The organism is Allobosea sp. (assembly GCF_017308015.1).
Lineage (GTDB): Bacteria > Pseudomonadota > Alphaproteobacteria > Rhizobiales > Beijerinckiaceae > Allobosea.
On record NZ_JAFKFW010000004.1, the window covers coordinates 132907 to 151908 of the forward strand.

General features: G+C 63.7%; 15 protein-coding genes. 1 reads left to right on the forward strand and 14 read right to left on the reverse strand.

Annotated features, from left to right (window positions below; translation table 11 throughout):
* From J0I42_RS05020 to J0I42_RS05030, 3 genes are all read right to left on the reverse strand, one after another.
* On the reverse strand, positions 1-738 hold the full coding sequence (locus J0I42_RS05020) for an amino acid ABC transporter permease (RefSeq protein WP_291653371.1): 738 nt from the start codon (positions 736-738) through the stop codon (positions 1-3).
* A 124-nt stretch (positions 739-862) separates the two neighbouring features.
* Positions 863-1780 (reverse strand): glutamate/aspartate ABC transporter substrate-binding protein, encoded by a 918-nt coding sequence (locus J0I42_RS05025; RefSeq protein WP_291653373.1) that lies wholly within the window; start codon positions 1778-1780, stop codon positions 863-865.
* An 18-nt stretch (positions 1781-1798) separates the two neighbouring features.
* On the reverse strand, positions 1799-3088 hold the full coding sequence (locus J0I42_RS05030) for a hypothetical protein (protein WP_291653375.1): 1290 nt from the start codon (positions 3086-3088) through the stop codon (positions 1799-1801).
* A gap of 182 nt (positions 3089-3270) precedes the next feature.
* Here J0I42_RS05030 and J0I42_RS05035 point away from each other — a divergent pair, with 182 nt between their 5' ends.
* Complete coding sequence (locus J0I42_RS05035) at positions 3271-4152, forward strand: LysR substrate-binding domain-containing protein (RefSeq protein WP_291653377.1); 882 nt, start codon at positions 3271-3273, stop codon at positions 4150-4152.
* Positions 4153-4244: 92 nt separating this feature from the next.
* Here the strand turns inward: J0I42_RS05035 and J0I42_RS05040 are convergent, their stop codons facing one another.
* From J0I42_RS05040 to J0I42_RS05090, 11 genes are all read right to left on the reverse strand, one after another.
* A complete protein-coding gene (locus J0I42_RS05040) occupies positions 4245-5675 on the reverse strand; it encodes a S41 family peptidase (protein WP_291653379.1) in 1431 nt (476 codons plus the stop codon).
* Between the two features lie 48 nt (positions 5676-5723).
* Complete coding sequence (locus tag J0I42_RS05045; RefSeq protein WP_291653381.1) at positions 5724-6626, reverse strand: ABC transporter permease; 903 nt, start codon at positions 6624-6626, stop codon at positions 5724-5726.
* Entirely contained in the window at positions 6619-7545 is a 927-nt protein-coding gene (locus J0I42_RS05050) for an ABC transporter permease (protein WP_291653383.1), read from the reverse strand. Before J0I42_RS05050 ends, J0I42_RS05045 begins: the two co-directional genes overlap by 8 nt.
* 40 nt (positions 7546-7585) lie before the next feature.
* Positions 7586-9217: a peptide ABC transporter substrate-binding protein gene (locus J0I42_RS05055; RefSeq protein WP_291653385.1), complete on the reverse strand. Its 1632-nt coding sequence runs from the start codon at positions 9215-9217 to the stop codon at positions 7586-7588.
* Between the two features lie 705 nt (positions 9218-9922).
* Entirely contained in the window at positions 9923-12958 is a 3036-nt protein-coding gene (gene ydiJ / locus J0I42_RS05060; RefSeq protein ID WP_291653387.1) for a D-2-hydroxyglutarate dehydrogenase YdiJ, read from the reverse strand.
* Positions 12959-13095: 137 nt separating this feature from the next.
* Positions 13096-14427, reverse strand: coding sequence for an aspartate aminotransferase family protein (locus J0I42_RS05065; RefSeq protein WP_366509796.1), 1332 nt, complete (start codon positions 14425-14427; stop codon positions 13096-13098).
* Complete coding sequence (locus J0I42_RS05070; RefSeq protein WP_291653389.1) at positions 14424-15479, reverse strand: phosphotransferase; 1056 nt, start codon at positions 15477-15479, stop codon at positions 14424-14426. The genes J0I42_RS05065 and J0I42_RS05070 overlap by 4 nt, the downstream gene beginning before the upstream one ends.
* Positions 15476-15991 carry a thioesterase family protein gene (locus J0I42_RS05075; RefSeq protein WP_291653391.1) on the reverse strand — a complete coding sequence of 172 codons (516 nt, stop codon included), beginning with the start codon at positions 15989-15991 and terminating at the stop codon, positions 15476-15478. Before J0I42_RS05075 ends, J0I42_RS05070 begins: the two co-directional genes overlap by 4 nt.
* A 143-nt stretch (positions 15992-16134) precedes the next feature.
* Positions 16135-17628, reverse strand: coding sequence for an amidase (locus tag J0I42_RS05080; protein WP_291653393.1), 1494 nt, complete (start codon positions 17626-17628; stop codon positions 16135-16137).
* Positions 17519-18244 carry an ABC transporter ATP-binding protein gene (locus J0I42_RS05085; protein WP_291653395.1) on the reverse strand — a complete coding sequence of 242 codons (726 nt, stop codon included), beginning with the start codon at positions 18242-18244 and terminating at the stop codon, positions 17519-17521. Before J0I42_RS05085 ends, J0I42_RS05080 begins: the two co-directional genes overlap by 110 nt.
* A complete protein-coding gene (locus J0I42_RS05090) occupies positions 18241-19002 on the reverse strand; it encodes an ABC transporter ATP-binding protein (protein ID WP_291653397.1) in 762 nt (253 codons plus the stop codon). The genes J0I42_RS05085 and J0I42_RS05090 overlap by 4 nt, the downstream gene beginning before the upstream one ends.

Consider the following 19002-nt stretch of genomic DNA (forward strand, 5'->3'; position numbering starts at 1 on the left):
TTAGGCTCCCATCATGCCAGGGAGCCGGATGCGTCGCTGAATCCATTCCATCAGGCGCAGGATGACGATGTTCAGCCCGATATAGGCGAGCGTCACCACGATAAAGGATTCGTAGGGCTGCGCAGTGAAGTCGACGAGTTGCCGGGCCTGGCCGCTCAGCTCGAGCAGCCCGATGGTCGATGCGACGGCCGAGTTCTTCGAGATGATCAGGAATTCGGAGGTCAGGGGCGGCAGGATGCGGCGAAAGCATTGCGGCAGCAGGATATGACGGAACGTTTGCGGCAGCCTGAAGCCGAGCGCCTGCGCGGCCTGCAACTGGCCCGGCGGCAAGGCGGCGATGCCTGCGCGGACCTGTTCGCAGATGCGCGCGCCGGTGAAGAAGCCGAGCGCCAGCACGGACACGACAAAGACCTGGGTGCTTGGGGTGATGCTCTTGATCCAGTCGCCGATTGCCGTGGGCAGCACCTCCGGCACGACGAAGAACCAGATAAAGAACTGCACGATCAGCGGCACATTGCGGAAGAGCGAGACATAGGTCGCGCCGATCGCGTCGCAGAGGCGGCTCGGCCAGGCGCGAAGGATGCCGAAAGCGGTGCCGACAAGGAGGGCGAGCAACCATGCGGCCAGCGTGAGGGCTGCCGTCAGCAGCAGGCCGTGCAGGATCCAGCCGAGATAGGTCGCCCCTTCACCGGTGGCGACCGGCTGCAACAGGACGCCCCAGTTCCAATTGTAGCCCATGATCCACCCAGTCGAGGCGTGACGGCCGGGCCGGAGCACTCCCGCGATTGCATCGCCGAAACGCTCCAACCTTTGTTGTCTAGAGGTATTCGAGCGATCCGGGGACCATTTCGCCCGAAAGCCTCTAGTTGAGGATCTTGTCGTTCGGAGCGGCGAAGAGTGCCTTCATGTCATCCGACAGGGCGAAATCGAGATTGAGTCCGCGCGGCGGAATCGGCGAGCGGAACCACTTGTCGTAGATCGCGACCGCCTTGCCGGATGTCTGCAGCTCCGCGAGGGTCTCGTCGAGCAGCTTCTTGAGTTGCGCATCGCCCTTGCGCACCATGCAGCCATAGGCTTCGCGCGATTGCGGTGTTCCGGTGATGATGAATTCGGAGGCATCCTTCGTCTTGGCGCGTTCGCCGGCGAGGAGAGCGTCGTCCATCATCATCGCCTTGGCGCGACCGGTCGACAGCATCAGGAAGGACTCGGCATGGTCCTTGGCGCTGATGATGTTCATGCCCATGCCCTGATCCGCATTCATCTTGCGCAGCAGGATCTCGGAGGTCGTGCCGGCGCCGACCACGACATTCTGGCCCTTGAGGTCGGGGAAGTCGGTGATGCCGGTGCTTTTGCGCGTGAGCAGGCGGGTGCCGATGGCGAAGAAGGTGTTGGAGAAATCGACCTGCTGCTCGCGGGAGGCGTTGTGCGTGGTCGTCGTGCATTCGAAGTCGATGGTGCCGTTCTGCAGCAACGAGATCCGGTTCTGCGAGGTGATCGGCAACTTGCGGACCTGGAGATCCGGCTTGCCGAGCTTCGCCTTGATCCGGTCCAGGATGATCGCAGTCAGGTCCATCGAGTACCCGACCGGGTTCTTGGCGTCATCATAATAGGAGAACGGGATCGAAGCCTCGCGGTAACCGATCACCACCACGCCGTCATCGGCGATCTTCTTCAGTGTCCCGTCGAGCGGTGCATTCTGGCCGGAAGCGGCGACCGGCATCAGCAACAGCATGACTGCGCTCGCTGCGGCGCCAAGGCAAGTCGATAGAATCGTCTTCATGTCGATGATCCTCCCTCGTTATGCTCCGACGATCGATGAGACGTCGATCACATACATCTGCCGCTCGTGCTCGTGCATCGAGTCGATGCAGACGCGGCGGCCGTCCTGGCTCCAGCGCGGGTGGAGATCGCAGCGGTTCTCCTTGGTGAGCGCGGGATCGGTGTAGAAGCTGCCGATGTCGTAGCGGACGCCCCTGGCGATGTCGTAGAGGATCAGGATCCGCTCGTTGCTGACGGGGTCGGGGTAGGTGTCGGTCAGGAGCCAGCGCTGATCGACCGGCGAATAGGTCATGTGGCCGTTCTCGGTCAGCGCCTCCCGGCCGATCACCGATACCCGAACCGGGTCGGCATCGGCATAGAGATGGTAGTGGATCGAGCCGGCATGCGGCCCCCAGACGATGATGTGATCGTCGTCGCGCCAGAGCGGGTGGGAAATCTGATACTCCGATTTTTCGTAATCGAAGGTGCCGACCGCGCTCGGATCGAAATCATCCTGCAATTGCGGCAGCGGATGGTCCGAGCACTCCAGCAGCCGGATATTGCCGCCGTCGGGGTCCATCGTGATCAGTCGGTGCAGGAAGCAGGTCTCGTCCTCGACCCGCTCCGTCCAGCGATGCAGGAAGAGGACGCGGCTTGAGGACGGGTTGATCTCGATATGGCTGATCCAATGGATCGCCTTGTCCATGGACGGGCGGTGATCGAGCGCCTTGAGATCTGCATAGCTGACGAGGAGCCGCGTCTGGCCGGTCTCGAAGTCGAGGCGGCGGATGCCGTCATCGGCCGGGCAGAGCGGCAGGTCGGTGCGCTGGCCGGCGAGGCCGACATAGCCGATGGTCCTGTGGGTGACGTAGAGCCGCTCGTAGTCGATCGTCAGGGCGTAGCGGCCGTTGGGCGCGGCGACATAGATCGGCGTGTCGAGCTCACGCGAAGCGCCGCTGGCCAGATCGAAGATCACGGAGCCGAAACCGGGATAGGGGCCCCGGCGCCCGCCGGTCCGGACGTTGTAGATCAAGCGTTCGCTGCGCGTTGCATCGAGCCATTGCAACTGGCTGCCCATCTGCCAGTTCCACGCCGTCGTCCGGCCGCAAGGGTGGAAGGCGCCATCGCCTGCCAGATCGAAGAAGCCAACCTCGGCGGCGCTGTCTGATTCCAGCACGAAATCGCGCGCGGCCACGCGCTGGGCGAGCAGGAGGCGGCTGCCCGCGCCCCAGTTCGTCTTGTCGTAGTAGCCGAAGAAGTGATGGCCTGCGCCGCTTCCGACCCGCGTGACCGGGCAGGTTCTCTTGATCGGTTGAACCAGGCTGTGCATCGCCGCCACTGTACTTTCGATATCCGGGCGGAACTGCCCGCAGCGTGTCCGTCGCCTGAAAACGGCGGGGAACATGCGGGAAGACTAGGACCGCCAGAAAATACGAAAAAATTCTTTCTCGAAACATCTGTATACGAAAATGATATGTGTCGACGCGATGCAGACGTCCGGGAGACAGGTTCATGGGCAGGCCGCTGAATTTCCAGCAGATCCAGGTTTTCAAGACAGTCATGGAGACCGGAACGACGACCAAGGCTGCGATCGCGCTCAACACGACCCAACCCTCGATCAGCCGGAAGCTGGCCGATCTGCAGCAGGCGGCCGGCCTGCAGCTTTTCGAGCTGCATCACGGGCGTCTGCGCCCGACGCGCGAGGGGCGACAGCTCTACCGGTCGGTCCGCAAGCATTTCGAGGGGCTGGAGAAGATCGAGACCGTGGTCGGCATCCTCCGGAAGTCCGGGGCCGGCGTGCTGCGCATCGGCAGTACACCGACGCTGGCCACGGGCCTGCTGCCGAAGGTGATCGATCGCTTCATGCAGCGCTTTCCCGGCACCTTCATCAATCTGCAGACGGAGGCGACCCCGCAGCTCGAGGAGCATCTGCGTCAGGAACTGGTCGACCTCGCGCTCACGACAGGGACGATGGACACGGCCCTGTTTCAGTGCACGACGATCACCCGGGCGAGAGCGGTCTGCATCGTTCCCCACGAGCACGAACTCGCGCGCCTGCCGACGGTCGATCTAGCAACGCTCCACCGTTTCAGGCTTATCCTGCTCAACGACTCCGACAACATCGTCATCCGCATGCGCGAGCTCCTGGCCGAGGGCGGCTATCCGGAAGACGTTGCCGTGGAGACCAATTCATCGATCACCATCTGTGCGCTGGTTGCGGCTGGCGTGGGGATCGGAGTCGTCAATCCCTTCATCGCCAACACCTTCGCGGGGCAGTTCGCGATCAAGGACCTCAATCCTCCGATTCCGGTCGAGGTGCTGCTCGCCCAGTCGATTACCATGGCACCGTCGATGCTGACGAAGGCGTTCTCCGAGATGCTGGCCTGCTCCTAGGCTCTCGGGGACAGCACCGGCCTGTGATTTTGCCTCGGCTTTTTCGATGGCCCCAGGTCACTTCTCAGGCCGATGCTCCCTCGCATCGGCCTTCAGGCTGCCCGCAGCGCCATCGCCATGACGCGGTCGAGGATCGTATCGGTCTCGCCCAGCCAGTCTGACATCCGCGCCTCCATGAACAGATCGGGCGCGATGCCGAAGCCGTCATACATTTCCCCGGTCTTCTGGAAGGAGGCCATCGTCGAGAGCCGCACCCGGATGTCGCTGTTCGGCAGGAGGAAGGGAATGCTGTTGCCGCTGCGCCCATTGCTCGCGGAGCCGACCAGCGTGACGTTCCGCCAACCCTTGAAGGTCGAGACGAAGATGTCACCCGCACTGCCGACGCCCCAGTCCATCAACAGATAGACCGGCCGGTCATAATGCAGCTTGCCGGGTAAGGCGCGCAGCACGCCATAGTACCAGTCGGTGAAGCCCTCTTCGGGCACCTGCCACTGCGGATGAAAACCGGCCAGAAAGGCCTCCAGGGCCCGTTTCTCATCGGCAGGCACGCTCGGGTCGGCGCGGAAGAACATCGCCTTGTCGTCGACCTTGAGCTGGTCGATCAGGGTCTGGGCCGGCGTGTCGGCCGGCGCCCTCAGCCGCGCGACGTTATGGATGTACGGGCCGTCCTCCGTTGTCATGAAATAGGGGAAGAGCGCCGACAGGCATTCGCGCGTCCCGCCGCCACATTGCCGTGCGTCGATGATGAGCGCATCCGTTTCGCGCAGAGGCGCCATCAGTGCGTCGATGCGCGCGGCGAGGGCGCTGTCGTTCTGGGAGTAGATGCGGAGATAGCCGATATTTCCGGTCCGAACGCCGCTCTCATCCGGCAGAGGGAGCAACGGGCCGGACGCGTCCTGCGTCTCCAGGAGCGGAACACTGACCATTCGGACCGAGCGGTTGGCGGCATCGCACAGCTCCACGGCGATGTCCTTAGCATCGGCCAGTCCGAGCTCCCGGCGCATGTAGCCGACATGGCGCAGAAGCCGCAGGCCGCGCGCGAGACGTTGCGAGCGCGAGGCGTAGGGACCGCTCGTGATGTCGCCTGCCTTGTCCAGCCATTGAAAGAACGGCAGCCCGTCGATGGACCTGACGAACGGGTGTTCCGCATCGAGCAGGCGCCGCGTCTGGGGGTGATAGGCGAAGGCCTGGTTGTTCTCGACGCCGATTGCGAAGGGACTATGGCCGCCGGGCAGCTCCTGCATCCAGTCGACGACCTGGGCGTGGGAATCGCCGAGATGCTGGACGAGCTTCTGGATCTGGAGCGCGAGATTGCGGACCGAGACCTGCTCCGGCAGTCGCGCGCTCATCGCTGCGATGGCGTGATCATAGGGATAGGCTACGGCAGCCACGTAGGAGTGGCGGTCCCGGATGACGTCGCGCAGCGTTTCCAGGTCCGCCCGCGCCTCCTGGCGCGCGATGACCTTATCGCCGGAGCCGCCGGCGAAGAGCTGGTTGTTCAGGAATGATTCGAAGGAGCTCATGACAACCAATTGCCTCGAGGATCGGTATCGCTGTTCAGCCGGGCGTCGTTACCGCGCGCGCGGATCGAAGGCGCGGCGGACGGCTTCACCGAGCAGCACGAGGGACAGCACGGTGATGGTCAGGATCAGGCTGGGAAAGAGCAGCATATGCGGTGCGCTTGCGAGGTAGGGTTGCGCATCGCTGATGGCCGTGCCCCATGAGATCACCGGGGGCTGCAGGCCCAGACCGAGATAGGACAAGGTCGCTTCCGTACCGACATAGCCTCCGAGCGAGAGCGTCGCCAGGACGAGCAAGGGGGCGACGGCATTCGGCAGGATGTGACGAAGCGCGACCCGGAAGCTACCGGCGCCCGCGGCGCGCGCGGCGTCGACATAGTCGGCACTGCGGGTCTGCAGCACGCTGGCGCGCATCAAACGTGCCTCTGTCGCCCAGCCGAGCAGCGACAGCACCAGCGCCAGGCGCAGCACGCCGCTGCCGGAACTGCCCAGCGTGGCGAGGATGACGATCGCTCCGAGCAGGGTCGGCAGCCCGAGAACGACATCGGTGATGCGGGAGATGACGGCATCGACCACGCCGCCCTTCAAGCCGGCGACCAGACCGAGCGTTCCGCCGATGAGCGTGCTTCCGATCGTCGCCAGCAGCGCCACGGACAAGGAGGCGCGCGCGCCATGGACCGTCCGTGCGAAGACGTCGCAGCCCTGGATGTCGAAGCCGAACCAGCTTCCGTAAGCGGGCGGCTTGCGCGAGTTCAGCAGGATGCAGCGCTGTGGATCGACACTGGTGAACAGGCTCGGCGCGATCGCCATCACGGCGAGGATCGCGAGGATGACGAGCCCGATCCAGACAAGCGGAGACCGGCCGAGCTGCGCCAGTGCCTCACCGGTGAGCGAGCGGCTGCGCCGGCGTGGCTCCGTTCCGGCGCGCGGGGTGGCCTGAAGGAGATCAGTCATAGCGGATCCGGGGGTCCAGGACGGCATAGGAGAGGTCGACAAGGAGATTGATGAACAGGTAGGCGACGACGACCACGGTGACGGCGCCGACGATGGTGATGCCGTCATGGCTCCGGATCGACTGGACGATCAGCCCGCCGACGCCGCTGATGTTGAACACGCCTTCGACCACGACGGCCCCGGCGAGCAGCCCGCCGATATCCTTGCCAACATAGGTCACGGCCGGGATCAGGCTGTTGCGCAGCGCGTGTACGACGACGATGCGCGCCTCACCGAGGCCCTTGGCCCGCGCCGTGCGGATATAGTCGCTCTGCATGGTCTCGATCATCGCCGACCGCGTCAGGCGGGAGAGCGTGACCTGATGCGCCAGCGCAAGGACGATCGCCGGCAGCAGGAGCTCGGCGAAGCTCGTCGGATCGCTCACTGTCACCGGGAACCAGCCGAGCCGGACCCCGAAGACGAGCTGCGCCAGATTGGCGATGACGAAGCTGGGAAAGGCGATGATCCCGAGCCCTACCATCATGGTCGTCGTGTCGAAGGTCTTGCCGGGCCGTAGCGCTGCGAAGACGCCGATCGTGATGCCGAGCAGCACCTCGACCAGCACGGCCAGCAGCGCCAGCCGGACCGTCGCGGGGAAGGCCGCGACGAGCTGTTCCGAGACGTCGCGGCCAGTGAAGGAGCGGCCGAGATCGCCGCGGCCGAGATCGGCGAGATAGTAGCCGTAGCGGACGATCAGCGGGCGATCGAGTTTGAATTCCTCGGTCGCGGCTGCCACGAAGGCGTCCGGGCATTCCCGGTCGCCGCATTTGCCCGCAAGCGGGTCCCCGGGCATGCCCCAGGCCAGGAAGAAGACGATGAAGGTCGTCCCCAGGAACACCGGTATGAACTGCAGAAGCCGGCGCAGGATGTAGCCTGTCATGTCGTCGCTCTTGTTTCCCGGCCGGGGCGGAAGCCCCGGATCAGTCCTTCAGCGACAGCGCCGAATAGTCGATGCGGCCGTTGGCGTAGAGGGTGACGGTGCGCACCTTCGGGGAATGACCGACAGTCATGGCCGGATTCCAGAGCGGCACGCGCGGCATCTCTGCGGTCAGGAGCCGCTCGGCCTCCTGGTAGGTTTTGATCGCGGTTGCCGAATCTTCCTTCGCGGCCTTGTCCATCAACGCGTCGAAAGCCGCGTTCTCGTAGGCGCCCCGGTTGGACGTGCCGTCCTTCGAATAGAGCGGGATCAGGGCGTTGTCGATCGACGGGTAGTCCATCGTCCAGTTCGACGGGAACGGTCCATCTGCCTTGCCGGAACGTGTGAACGAGCGGAAGGTCGCGTTGTCGGAGAGCGCTGAGGTCACACAGGTGATGGAAAGCGTGTTCTGGATGCTGTTGCAGACCGCATCCATCGCGGACTTCACTTCGCTGTCGCCCGCGTAATAGAGCTTGATCTCGCCCTTATAGCCGCCTGCCTTGGCCAGCAATTCCTTGGCCTTGGCCGGATTGAAGCTGCAGTATTCGCCGCAGGCGCCGGGCTCGTAGCCCTCGACGCCGGGCGGCACCCAGCCGGTGGCGGGCTGGCCGATGCCATTGAAGAGAATATCGACGATCGCCTTGCGGTCGATGGCCATCGACAACGCCTGCCGGACCGCCGGCTTGAGCAATTGCGGGTTGGCGTCGGTATAGGGCATGCCGAGCGCCTGGATGTTCGCGCGCGGCTGGACAACGGTGCGGCCGCGCAGGTCGCGCTTCCAGAGATCGGCGACGAGCTTCGAGGCTGGGATTTCGCGCAGCAGATCGAGATTGCCGGCGACCAGATCGTTATAGGCCGCCTCGCGGCTGGTATAGATCCTGAGATCGACCCCCTTGATCGAAGGCTTGGCCGGTCCGGTATAGTCGGCGAAAGCCGCGAGCTTGTAGCCGGAATCCGGCGTGCCGGAGATGAACTGGAACGGTCCGGCGCCGATCGGCTTGCGGCCGAAGGCAGCGGGGTCCGCAAAGAAGGAGTCCGGCATCGGATAGAAGGCCTTGTAGCTGAGCTGGGCCTTGAAGACCGGCACCGGATTCTTCAGCTCGACCTGGAATTCATGATCGCCGATGACCTTGAGCCCGCTCATCCGGTTGGTCGCGGGAACCGGTGGCTTCTCGCCTTTCGGGGCCTTGGGATTGAGGTCGCCATAGCCGATGACGACCGAGAACCAATCGTTGTTCGACTGGCCATTGGGGCCATAGGCTGCCCAATTCCAGGCATCGACGAAGTTCTTCGCCAGGACCTCGGTGCCGTCGTGGAACTTGCGTCCCTTCCGCAATTTGATCGTCCAGATCTTGTTGTCGGTGGTCGTGATCGACTCGGCGACATCCTCGATGATCGCGCCGGTTTTCGCATCCGTCGTCACGAGGCCGGCCAGGATCGGCTGCAGGACGTCGGAACCACAGCTCTCGGTCGTATTGGTCGGGATCAGCGGGCCTGCAGGCGTGCAGGCGGATACGGAAACCCAGCCCGGCTGCGGCGTCTGCGCGTGTCCGGGGGAGTTGTAGGCCATCAAGCCTGCGACGGCGATCGCAGCATGCATTGCCGTGAGGCTGGGCGAAAAACGGCTCTGTTTCATTCTGCTCTCCCGAAGGCTCCAGACCAGCAGCGCGCCATCGCAGCGGCTGCGATAGCGGCGTCTCCGTCGGCCAATATCGACCAGGGCCGCCTGTTGGTGGCGTTCCCCATGGCGTACTTCGAACGATTCTGATTCCGGGGCGGAGCACCGCCCGGAGCCAGAGCGCCGAACAAGGCAAAGGATAGAGCCTGAGAGGGATACGAAAAATTCTTTTCGGAAACACTTCCATGCAGAAATGATATACATGGGACGTTGCGCGCTGGTCCCCGGAAGGTGCGTGCAGGAACCGGCTTCGGACTTTTGGGCTGTGGGCGAGGGCCGGCATGCGTCGGGCCGCACGCCGCTGCAGCGGCACCAGCCACTATCGTGGCCGAACGGTACGTCATGCCCGGATACTCGCCGAGACCTGGGGCGTTACTGTGAATCGCGTCGATGTGATCGGCCTGGCCACGCGAGCGGGTAGATTGCTGTAGGCGCCGCCCGGGGCTGCCTGCAGCTTCGAAAGCGCCTATACGCTGCTCTTCGTCGTGGGCGGAAGAAGGGGCGCATTCCACCCGGAGGATACGACAGGGCGCCTCTCAATCTGGGCGCTGCCGAGCCACGATGGCCGATGCGCGTGTCACGGCTCTCTCGCCGGCATACGTGCTTGGCCGGTCGAGAGTCGGGGCTTGCCGATCGCCGTTCTGGGGATACTGTTTCGTATCCTCAACGGGACAAGAGTTCTTTCAGGATCTGGATTGGATGACGGGGAACATTTTCCCCCTTCAATTTTGCCTGCGATCGACACGAATAGCCGGTCGCCATCGGCACCTCGTCGAGAGAGAGCTCCTTCAACTTCTTCGCCCAGCTCAACTCAAATATCCGCTCCGAAAGGCCTCGGTTCCGCGTTTCGTGGCCGAAGGTTCCCGCCATTCCGCAGCAACCGGCCTCCGCGACGGAAAACGAAAGACCGAGCTTACGGAAAATCGTGCCCCAGTCGCTTATCGAGGCCGCTGCATTGGTCCGTTCCGTGCAATGAGGCAGCAAGCAATAACGCCGGTCCGACGCCAGTTTGTGGCCATCGAGGTGTGGGGTCTGGCCTGCAAGCCACTCTTGCAGCAGTGAAACTTGCGGCACCGCACCGGGCTCCAGCGATGCCGCGTACTCCTGGCGGTAGCAAAGCGTCATCGACGGATCGATGCCGACGAGGGCCACGCCGCTCGCCGCCAAAGCCCTCAGCTCCCGGGCCCGCCTTGTCGCATTCCGCTCGAAGGCGCCGAGATAGCCATGAACGTGGAGCGCTTTGCCGTTCGGCCTCAGCGGAGCGACGTAGGGTCGGAACCCAAAAGCGAGAAGCAGATCGACGAGATCGAGAACGAGTTGCGGTTCGAAGGAGCTCGTAAACGCGTCCTGAACAATCACGACGCTGCGAGCCTTGTCAGCCGCGGACAACGCGGCAAGGTGCTCCGCCCGGGCGATCTTCATTCCACGTCGGTGCAGCTCCCGTTCCAGTGACAATCCGGGAAGGACAGGCAGGGCTGTCAGGCCGAGGCGTGAGAGCGCCGAACGACCGAGACTGCTGCCGACGAGCAGATTGTAGATTGCACCGACCGGCCGGAGCAACGGCAGGAGATGCTCGATGGAGGCGACCAGCGGATCTTTCAACGGCCTCAGATAACGGCCGTAGTAGAGTTCGAGAAACTTTGCCCGGAAGGCCGGAACGTTGACCTTGATCGGACACTGTCCGGCGCAGGCCTTGCACGCCAGGCAGGTGTCCAGCGCCTCCCGGACCCGGTGGGAGAAATCGCCGTCGCTTGCCGAACGCAGGCTGTTGCGCAGGCGAGCGGGCAGCGTTCGCAGTTTCGATGCGCTGCGAAGGTTCAAGGCCTCCTTGCGAGGATCGACGCCGAGCTCGGCCAATCGGCGCAACCATTCGCGGATGAGCGAGGCACGTCCCTTCGGCGAGAAGCGCCGGTCGCCCGTGGCCTTGAACGAGGGGCACATCGCCGAGTCCGCGTCGAAATCGAAACAGGCGCCGTTGCCGTTGCAGTGAGTCGCATTGTCGAAGGCTTCCCGCGTCGGTCGATCGATCTGGCGGTCGAACGATCCCCGCAGCGCGACCTCGTCGATCCGCGCAAGCTCACCACGGCCGGGCGTTGCGATCTTGCCCGGATTCAACTGGTTATTCGGGTCGAACGCCGCCTTGAGGCTCTGCAGGGCCGGATAGAGTGGTCCGAACATCTCCGGCACATATTCGGATCGAACACCCTTGCCATGTTCGCCCCAGAGCACGCCGCCATATTTGCGGGTGAGAGCGAAGACCGCGTCGCTGATCTTGCGGATCAGCGGCTCCTGCGATGGGTCGGAAAGGTCGAGCGCCGGCCGGACATGGAGCACGCCGGCATCGACGTGGCCAAACATGCCGTAGTCGAGACCCTCCGCATCCAGCAGCGCGCGGAACTCCGCGATGTAGTCGGCGAGATGCTCCGGCGGTACGGCGGTGTCCTCGACGAACGGCAGCGGACGCCTCGCGCCATTCACATTGCCGAGAAGGCCCACGGCTCGCTTCCGCATGGCCCAGATGCCTTCGATGGCGTCGCGATCCATCGCGATGGTATGCGCACGGCGCCCGACTCCAGGTTCGGCGGTCAGTCTCGCCTCGATACGCATGATCTTCCCGCGCAGCGCCTCGGGCTCGTCGGCCAGGACCTCTACGATATTGATGCCCTGTGCCGGCCCTGAGGCATCATCGGGAAAGAAGGCCGAGACGCGCGGCCAGATCATGTCGCCGCGCGCGAGCCCGAGAACCCGGCCATCGACGGTCTCGACGGATGCGACACCCAGCCCCGCGAGCAGACGCGCGTCGGTCAGGGCCGAGCCGAAATCGTCATATCGGAGGTTGATCAGCGCCGTATGTCGCGGGATCGGCATCAGGTTGAGTTCGGCCTCGGCGATCAGCGCCAGCGTTCCCTCTGCACCGCAGAGGAGGGCGGCGAGGTTCAGCCCGTCATCCTCGCTGCGCAGATGGTCGAGGTCGTAGCCGGTCAGGAAGCGATTCAGCTTCGGAAAATGCGCTGCGACATGGGGACGGCTCTCACGCTCGATCGCATCGACCTGGCGATAGAGCCGCCCGATGCGATCATCCCTGAGCTGCTCGGCTTTGAGGGCTTCCGGGCCGAGTAGTCGCGCATCCAATTCGGTGCCATCCACCAGCACCGCGTGCAGCGCGAGGACATGATTGCTCGTCTTCCCGTAAAGGCAGGAGCCCTGGCCGCAGGCATCCGTATTGATCATCCCGCCGATCGTGGCACGATTGGAGGTCGAAAGCTCCGGGGCGAAGAAGAGCCCATGGGGAGCCAGGGCCCTGTTCAATTGATCCTTGACGACGCCTGCTTCGACGACCGCCCGCCGCCCTGCCGGGTCGATCGAGAGAATTCGGTTCATGTGGCGCGACATGTCAATGACGATGCCATCCGACAGCGACTGACCGTTGGTCCCGGTCCCGCCGCCGCGCGCGGCCAGCTTGACCGAGGAAAACCGCGGCTCGGCCGCAAGGCGCGCGATCCGCACCAGATCGGCCTTCCCGTGGGGAAACAGGATCGCCTGCGGAGCGACCTGGTAGATCGAGTTATCAGTCGCGTATACGGTGGTGCTCGCCTCGTCGCCGCTGCAATCTCCCTCGAACCCGGCCGCCTTCAGCGCGGACAGAAAGGCGTCCCGCTGCTCGTCGGCCGGCTTCATCGGTTTCAGTGCGGGTATCATGAACACGGCTCCGCGGGATCGTGCTGCAGCACTGGGCGGCCGTCATTTTCCGCGGAAAATCAGTCCCGGCCGCCCCTCGTTTCGACGCAGACCATGCGGAACGCGATCGCTCCGCATGGCCCGATTTCGGCATTCCTTCAGGCGGAGGTCGCTGCGACCTCGGAAAGGGCTTCCTCAAAGCGTGCCAGAAACATCTCGCCGTTCTCCTTCGAAAAGCAGAGGGGCGGACGGATCTTCAGGCAGTTGCCTCTCGGACCGGCCGCGCCGATCAAAATCTGCTTTTCGCGCAATACGTTGACCAGTTTCGCCGTTTCCGCTGACGCGGGCTCGCGGGTCTTGCGATCCTTTACCAGCTCCAGGCCGATGAACAAGCCGGCGCCGCGGATATCTCCGATGAGTTCGCAGCGCTTCGCGAGCTCCTCGAGGCCCGCTCGCAGTTCCAGCCCCCGGCTGCGTGCGTTCGCGATGAGCGTCTCGTCCTCGATGACTTCCAGCACGGCATTGCCGACGGCGGCCGATACCGGGTTGCCGCCGAACGTGTTGAAGTACCGGCTTCTCGCTCCGAATTCGGTCAGCAGTTCCGGCCGCGCAACCACGCCTGCGACCGGGTGACCGTTGCCCATCGGTTTCCCCAACGTGACGAGGTCGGGCACCACGCCATGGCGCGAGAACCCCCACATGCCATCGCCGGTCCGTCCGAAGCCGGGCTGGACCTCGTCGGCGATATAGAGTCCGCCAGCTCTACGGATCTCATCGACCGCGTCGTTGATGACTCCGATGGGATGGGCGAACACGCCGTCGCTCGAAAAGATGCCGTCGATCAGAAGCGCGGCCGGCTTGATGTTCGCGGCTTCGAGGCTGGCGATGGCGCTGCGGACATCGGCGGCGAACCGCGCACGGGCCTGGTCCGGGTCTCCCCGATAGGTATCGGGCGGCGGGACGGTTCTGACGAAATCCCCCAGGGTGACGGCAGCACCGAGAGAGGGCGATGCCTGTGCCAGCGTGACCGTGGTCCCGTGATACGCGGTCTCGGTGATGATCAGCCCTTTGCCGCCGCTGTGCAGGTGGGCGATGCGGAGCGCCAGATCATTGGCCTCGCTGCCCGTGCAGGCGAACATGACCTGGCTGAGCTCGGGCGGGAAATAGCCGAGAAGCTTCTCGGCATAGTCGAGAATTCCGCTGTGGAGATAGCGGGTGTGGGTATTAAGCGTCAGGGCCTGCTCGTGCAGTGCCTTCACGACATGAGGGTGAGCGTGTCCCACACAGGCGACATTGTTGTACATATCGAGATATTGCCGGCCCTGCGCATCATACAGCCAGATGCCTTTCCCCCGCACGAGATGGACAGGCCTCTCGTAGAACAGCCTGTAGGCCGGGCCGAGCAGCCTGGCCCGGCGGGCCATGATCTGTTCGTCGGTTTCATGAGCGCCCTGCGCGGAATGGTTTCTCATCGTCCCCGACATCGTCATTGGCCTGACACCTTGTAGTCTCGGAAATATTCGAGGATTTCGCGCTGCGGACGCGTCGACAGGTGATCCAGCATGCGCGCAGCCAAATCCGTATAGCGCTGGATGTAGGCGATGTTCTCCGGATGGATCGTGGAGCGCCACCCGGTAATCGCGATCACGACTGCGAGGCGGGTCCTGATCAGGTCCGGCAGCAGATCGAACTCGTCGCGCTCGAGCGGCATCGCCTTGTGATAGGCCGCGATCAACGCAGCGGAACCCTCTAGAGGGTCCTCGGCGATGTCGAGCTGGTAGGTTGCGGCGACCGCCACGTTGATCACGAGCTGGCTGTGGATCATATCGCCGAAGTCGATGATCCCTGAGATTTCGGACTCGTTGTCACCGTGGACGAGGACGTTATGGGCATTCGCATCGTTGTGGATGACCTGCCCTCTCAGGCACCGGACCTTTTGCGACAGCTCGTACTCGAAGCGCTCCAGTACCGGATCGGCAACCATGCGGTATTCGCGCCGACTATGCACGAGCAGACCCCGAAGCTTCGCGGCCTGCCGGATGTCCCAGAGCAAGGGCTGCCCGGCGCCCGGATGGAAGAACCCCTTCAGCGCGTTGTCCAGTCGCCCGAGGCACGCGCCGAGGCTGTGTGCCTGACGCGCGGTGCGGCGTACGGTGTGGAGAGGCTTCCCCTTCAGATAGGACAGCACACGCATGGTTCGCCGCCGGGTATCGGGGCCGACGAACTCGATCTCGGTCCCGCCCGAAAGCGTGCGGATGACACGCGGAACGGGGACGCCGGCATCGACCGCTTCGACATGCAGAAGCGCCTGCGTCTGGAAATCCGTGATCTCGCGCGTCTCGTTCGGATTGGCGATCTTGACCAAATATTCGTCGCCGTCGCCGGTTCTGACACGGATGTTCTGATCCCGCTCGCTCGGCAGCCTGAGCTTTTCTCCGGCGATTCCATAATGCTTCAGGATCAGGTCATCGGCGAGCCCGTCGCCGATGACCTGTTCATCCGGCCGGGACAGATCTTGCAGCAGGTCGGCAGTCGTCATCATGAATCTCGCATATCGTTCTGCCGCGATCCGGAAACTGGCGGCGGCTGTTTGCGGCGCACGGCAATGACCGAACCGAGGCCGTCCGGCATGTCCGCAGCTTGGCCGGCGAGCAGCCGAAGCCGCTCCTGGGCGTGCTCGGGCATCGCCACCACCTTGCGTGTGGCGTGAGAGACATGCAGCGAGAGCTGCTCATAGCTCGCCAGAAGCTCACGCTCCTCGCCGCGATACATCTGATGGAAGTAGTGGATGGCCTTGTCGCTGGAAGCGATGACCTGGCTCTCGACGGTCAGCTCGTCGCCGTCACGCGCTTCGCTCTTGAAGATGATATGCGCCTCGGCGGCGAACGTTCCGTGCCCGGAGCGCTTCGCATAGCTCTCGCCGAGGTCGAGCGCGTCGAGCAGGGCGTCGGTCGCGCCGTCGAAGACGAGCGGGTAGTACGCGACGTTCATGTGGCCGTTATAATCTGTCCACTCGGACTTCACTTTGGTCCGCAGACCAATTTTCTCAGTCATGGCTTCATCGGTCCAGGTCGCGCTTGTCTGGGATGTCGGGCGTGCCGAACCGATGCGCGCCGTGAGGGCGCGCCGTGTCGATCCGGCTCTCTGCTTCGGCGTCGGGCAGGCCGGAGAAGCGGATCGCTCTCCGGACCTGTGGACTAGAGGTCGTGCGCGGTGTTCCCGAGGGCCTGTTCGATCGCGCGGGCCCAGTAGAGCAGTTTGGGATCTTCCTTGACGACGCCGATGACCTGCAGGCCGATCGGCAAGCCGCTACGGCTGCGCGATACCGGCAGATTGATCGCAGGGTTGTGCAGCAGCGACCAGATCCGGATGAACGCATTGCTTCCGGTGCTCGTCGCCAATGGTGCCTCGCCCAGCGTCGAGGGCATCACGAGCACATCGAAATCATCCGCCAGCCGTACGAATTCTCTGCGGCAGCGATCGGCGGTGTCGAGAGCTTCCGCATATTGGGCGCTGGTATAGCCCTCGCCGGTGTTGATCTGATCGATCAATCGCTGGTCGATCCGGTGGCTGTGGTATTTTTTGATGTCGGCGTAGTGCCGCGCAATATCGTAGTCCCCGACCAGGTCCTGGACGTCGCCGATATCGTCGAAGATCTCCGGCATCGTGATGTCCGAAACCTTCGCCCCCGCCGAGCGCAGCTTCTCGAGATTCTCCTCGAAGATCGCCCGGCTCTCCGGCTCCATGCTGGCGACATCCTTCGTGCGCCAGACGCTGACGCGCAACGAAGCGATGTCGGGGATGTCCGTACCGAAGCGCGGGTCGCCGGTATAGACGTTCATGAACCTGGTCACGTCTTCGACCGACCGGCAAATCGGGCCGACCACGTCCAGCGGCCGGCCATAGGTGCGGATACCGACATAGGGAATGACGTCGAGCGTCGGCTTGAAGCCGACGGCGCCGTTATAGGCCGAGGGACGGATGATCGATCCGGCCGTCTGCGTTCCCAGTGAGATCGGCACCTGAAAATCGGCGACCGATGCCCCCGAGCCGGCCGACGACGCAGATGGCGTGCGCTCGATGTCGTGAGGGTTTCGACACGGACCGGGGAGAACGGTTGCGTGCAGCGACACGGTGTTCTTGCCGAGAATGTTCATTCCCAGATCGCGACACTGCGCGACGACAGGAGCATCCACACCCGGGCGACGGTTCGGGAAGATCTCCGGATCGCCCCGTTCCGTCGGCATGTCCGCGGTGTCGATCGTGTCCTTGATCCCGAGCGGGACACCGTCCAGCTCACGCGCCCGGCCGTGCTTGTCGAAATTCCTGGCGCGTGCCAACGCGGCGTCGGCGGCGACATGGATCCATGCCTTCACGTCGGCATTGCGCTGCTCGATCCGCTCCAGACAGGCTTCCGTCCAGCGCTCGCAGGTCAGGCTTCCCTCGGCCAGCGCGGCAAGGCCGGCGCTCATCGTCAGCCCGGCGATCTCCGATGCAGGCGGGCGCTTCTTCGGTGAAGCGCTGTGACTGTTCGTACCCGTCATGCTATACCTTCCGATATTCAGTCTCGATCGATGGATGCTAAGCATCCGCTGTCTGCGGCTGCGGATGACGTCCGAGATAGAGTTCGGCCATTTCCTCGTTGCCCAGAAGATCGGCCCCGGTTCCACTGAGGACGATTTTTCCTGCATCGAGGATGTAGCCACGATCACTGAAGGCGAGCGCCTGCCGCGCCCTTTGCTCGACCATCAATACGGCGACACCCATCGTCTTGAGGCGCTTGACCTCCTCGAAGACCTGTCCCGTCAGCGCCGGCGACAGCGCGGCGGATGGCTCGTCCAGCAGGATGAGTTTGGGGCGCGGCAGCAGCGCCCGTGCAAAGGCGAGCTGCTGACGTTCACCGCCCGACAGGCTCTCCGCATAAGTCCCGCGCCGTTCGGCCAGCACCGGGAAGAGCTCGAACATTTCCCGGACGCCCTGCGGGCGGCCGCAGATTTCGCCGGTGAGTTGCAGGTTCTCATAAACCGTCATTGAACCGAAGACGTTTGCTACCTGCGGAACATATGTAATCCCCGACCGGATACGATCTTCGGTGGGTTGCCGCAGGAGCTCCGTCCCGAGGAAGACCGCCGACCCTTCGACACGCGGGAGCAACCCCATGACGGCCTTGAGCACGGTCGACTTTCCGGCTCCGTTGGTTCCTGCGATCGTGACGATCTCGTTCTCGTGCACGACCATGTCGATGTTCGAGACGATATACGTTTCGCTATACCCGGCAGACAGGTTCTTGATTGTCAGGATGCTCATATGACACCACCCATATACGCTTCGCGCACCTGTTCATTCGCCAGAACTTCTTGAGCCGTTCCTTCTGTGATGATCTTTCCACGGTCCATCGCGTACATTCTGGGTACAAGCCGCGACAGTTCCGCGAGGTTGTGCTCGATGATCACCACCGTCAGTCCGCGCTTGTTCAGCTCGGCGATACGCTCCGATAACTCCCCGATCAGGACCGGATTGACGCCGGCAAAGGGCTCGTCGAGGAGAATGCATTGCGGTCCGAGCATCAGAAGCCGGCCGAGCTCGAGCAGTTTCTTCTGGCCTCCGGAGAGCTTGCTCGCCATTTCGTTCTCGACCCGGCTCAGGTTGAGAAAGGAGATGATCTCCCGTGCACGGGCCTCGAGCCTCTCTTCTTCCGCCGCGATCCGTCGCCCCATGAACATGAGCGGGAGGAGCTTTTCCCCGAGCTGGTTCGGCGCTGCGGCCAGCAGGTTTTCCCGGACCGTGAGGTTGCCGAATTCGCGCGGTACCTGGAAGGTGCGCCCGAGGCCACGGCGGACGCGCTGATGGATCGGCAGATGATCAAAGGTCTCGCCGGCGAACGTGATATGCCCGGAAAGTCGCGAGACATAGCCGGTGATCACCGAAAACAGCGTGCTCTTTCCTGCGCCGTTGGTGCCGATGATCCCGACGAGTTCGCCCTTGTTCACGGTGAGGCTGACATCGTCCAGCGCCTTGAAGGAGCCGAAGCCGGCCGTGATGTTCTTGATCGACAGGAGCTCCAT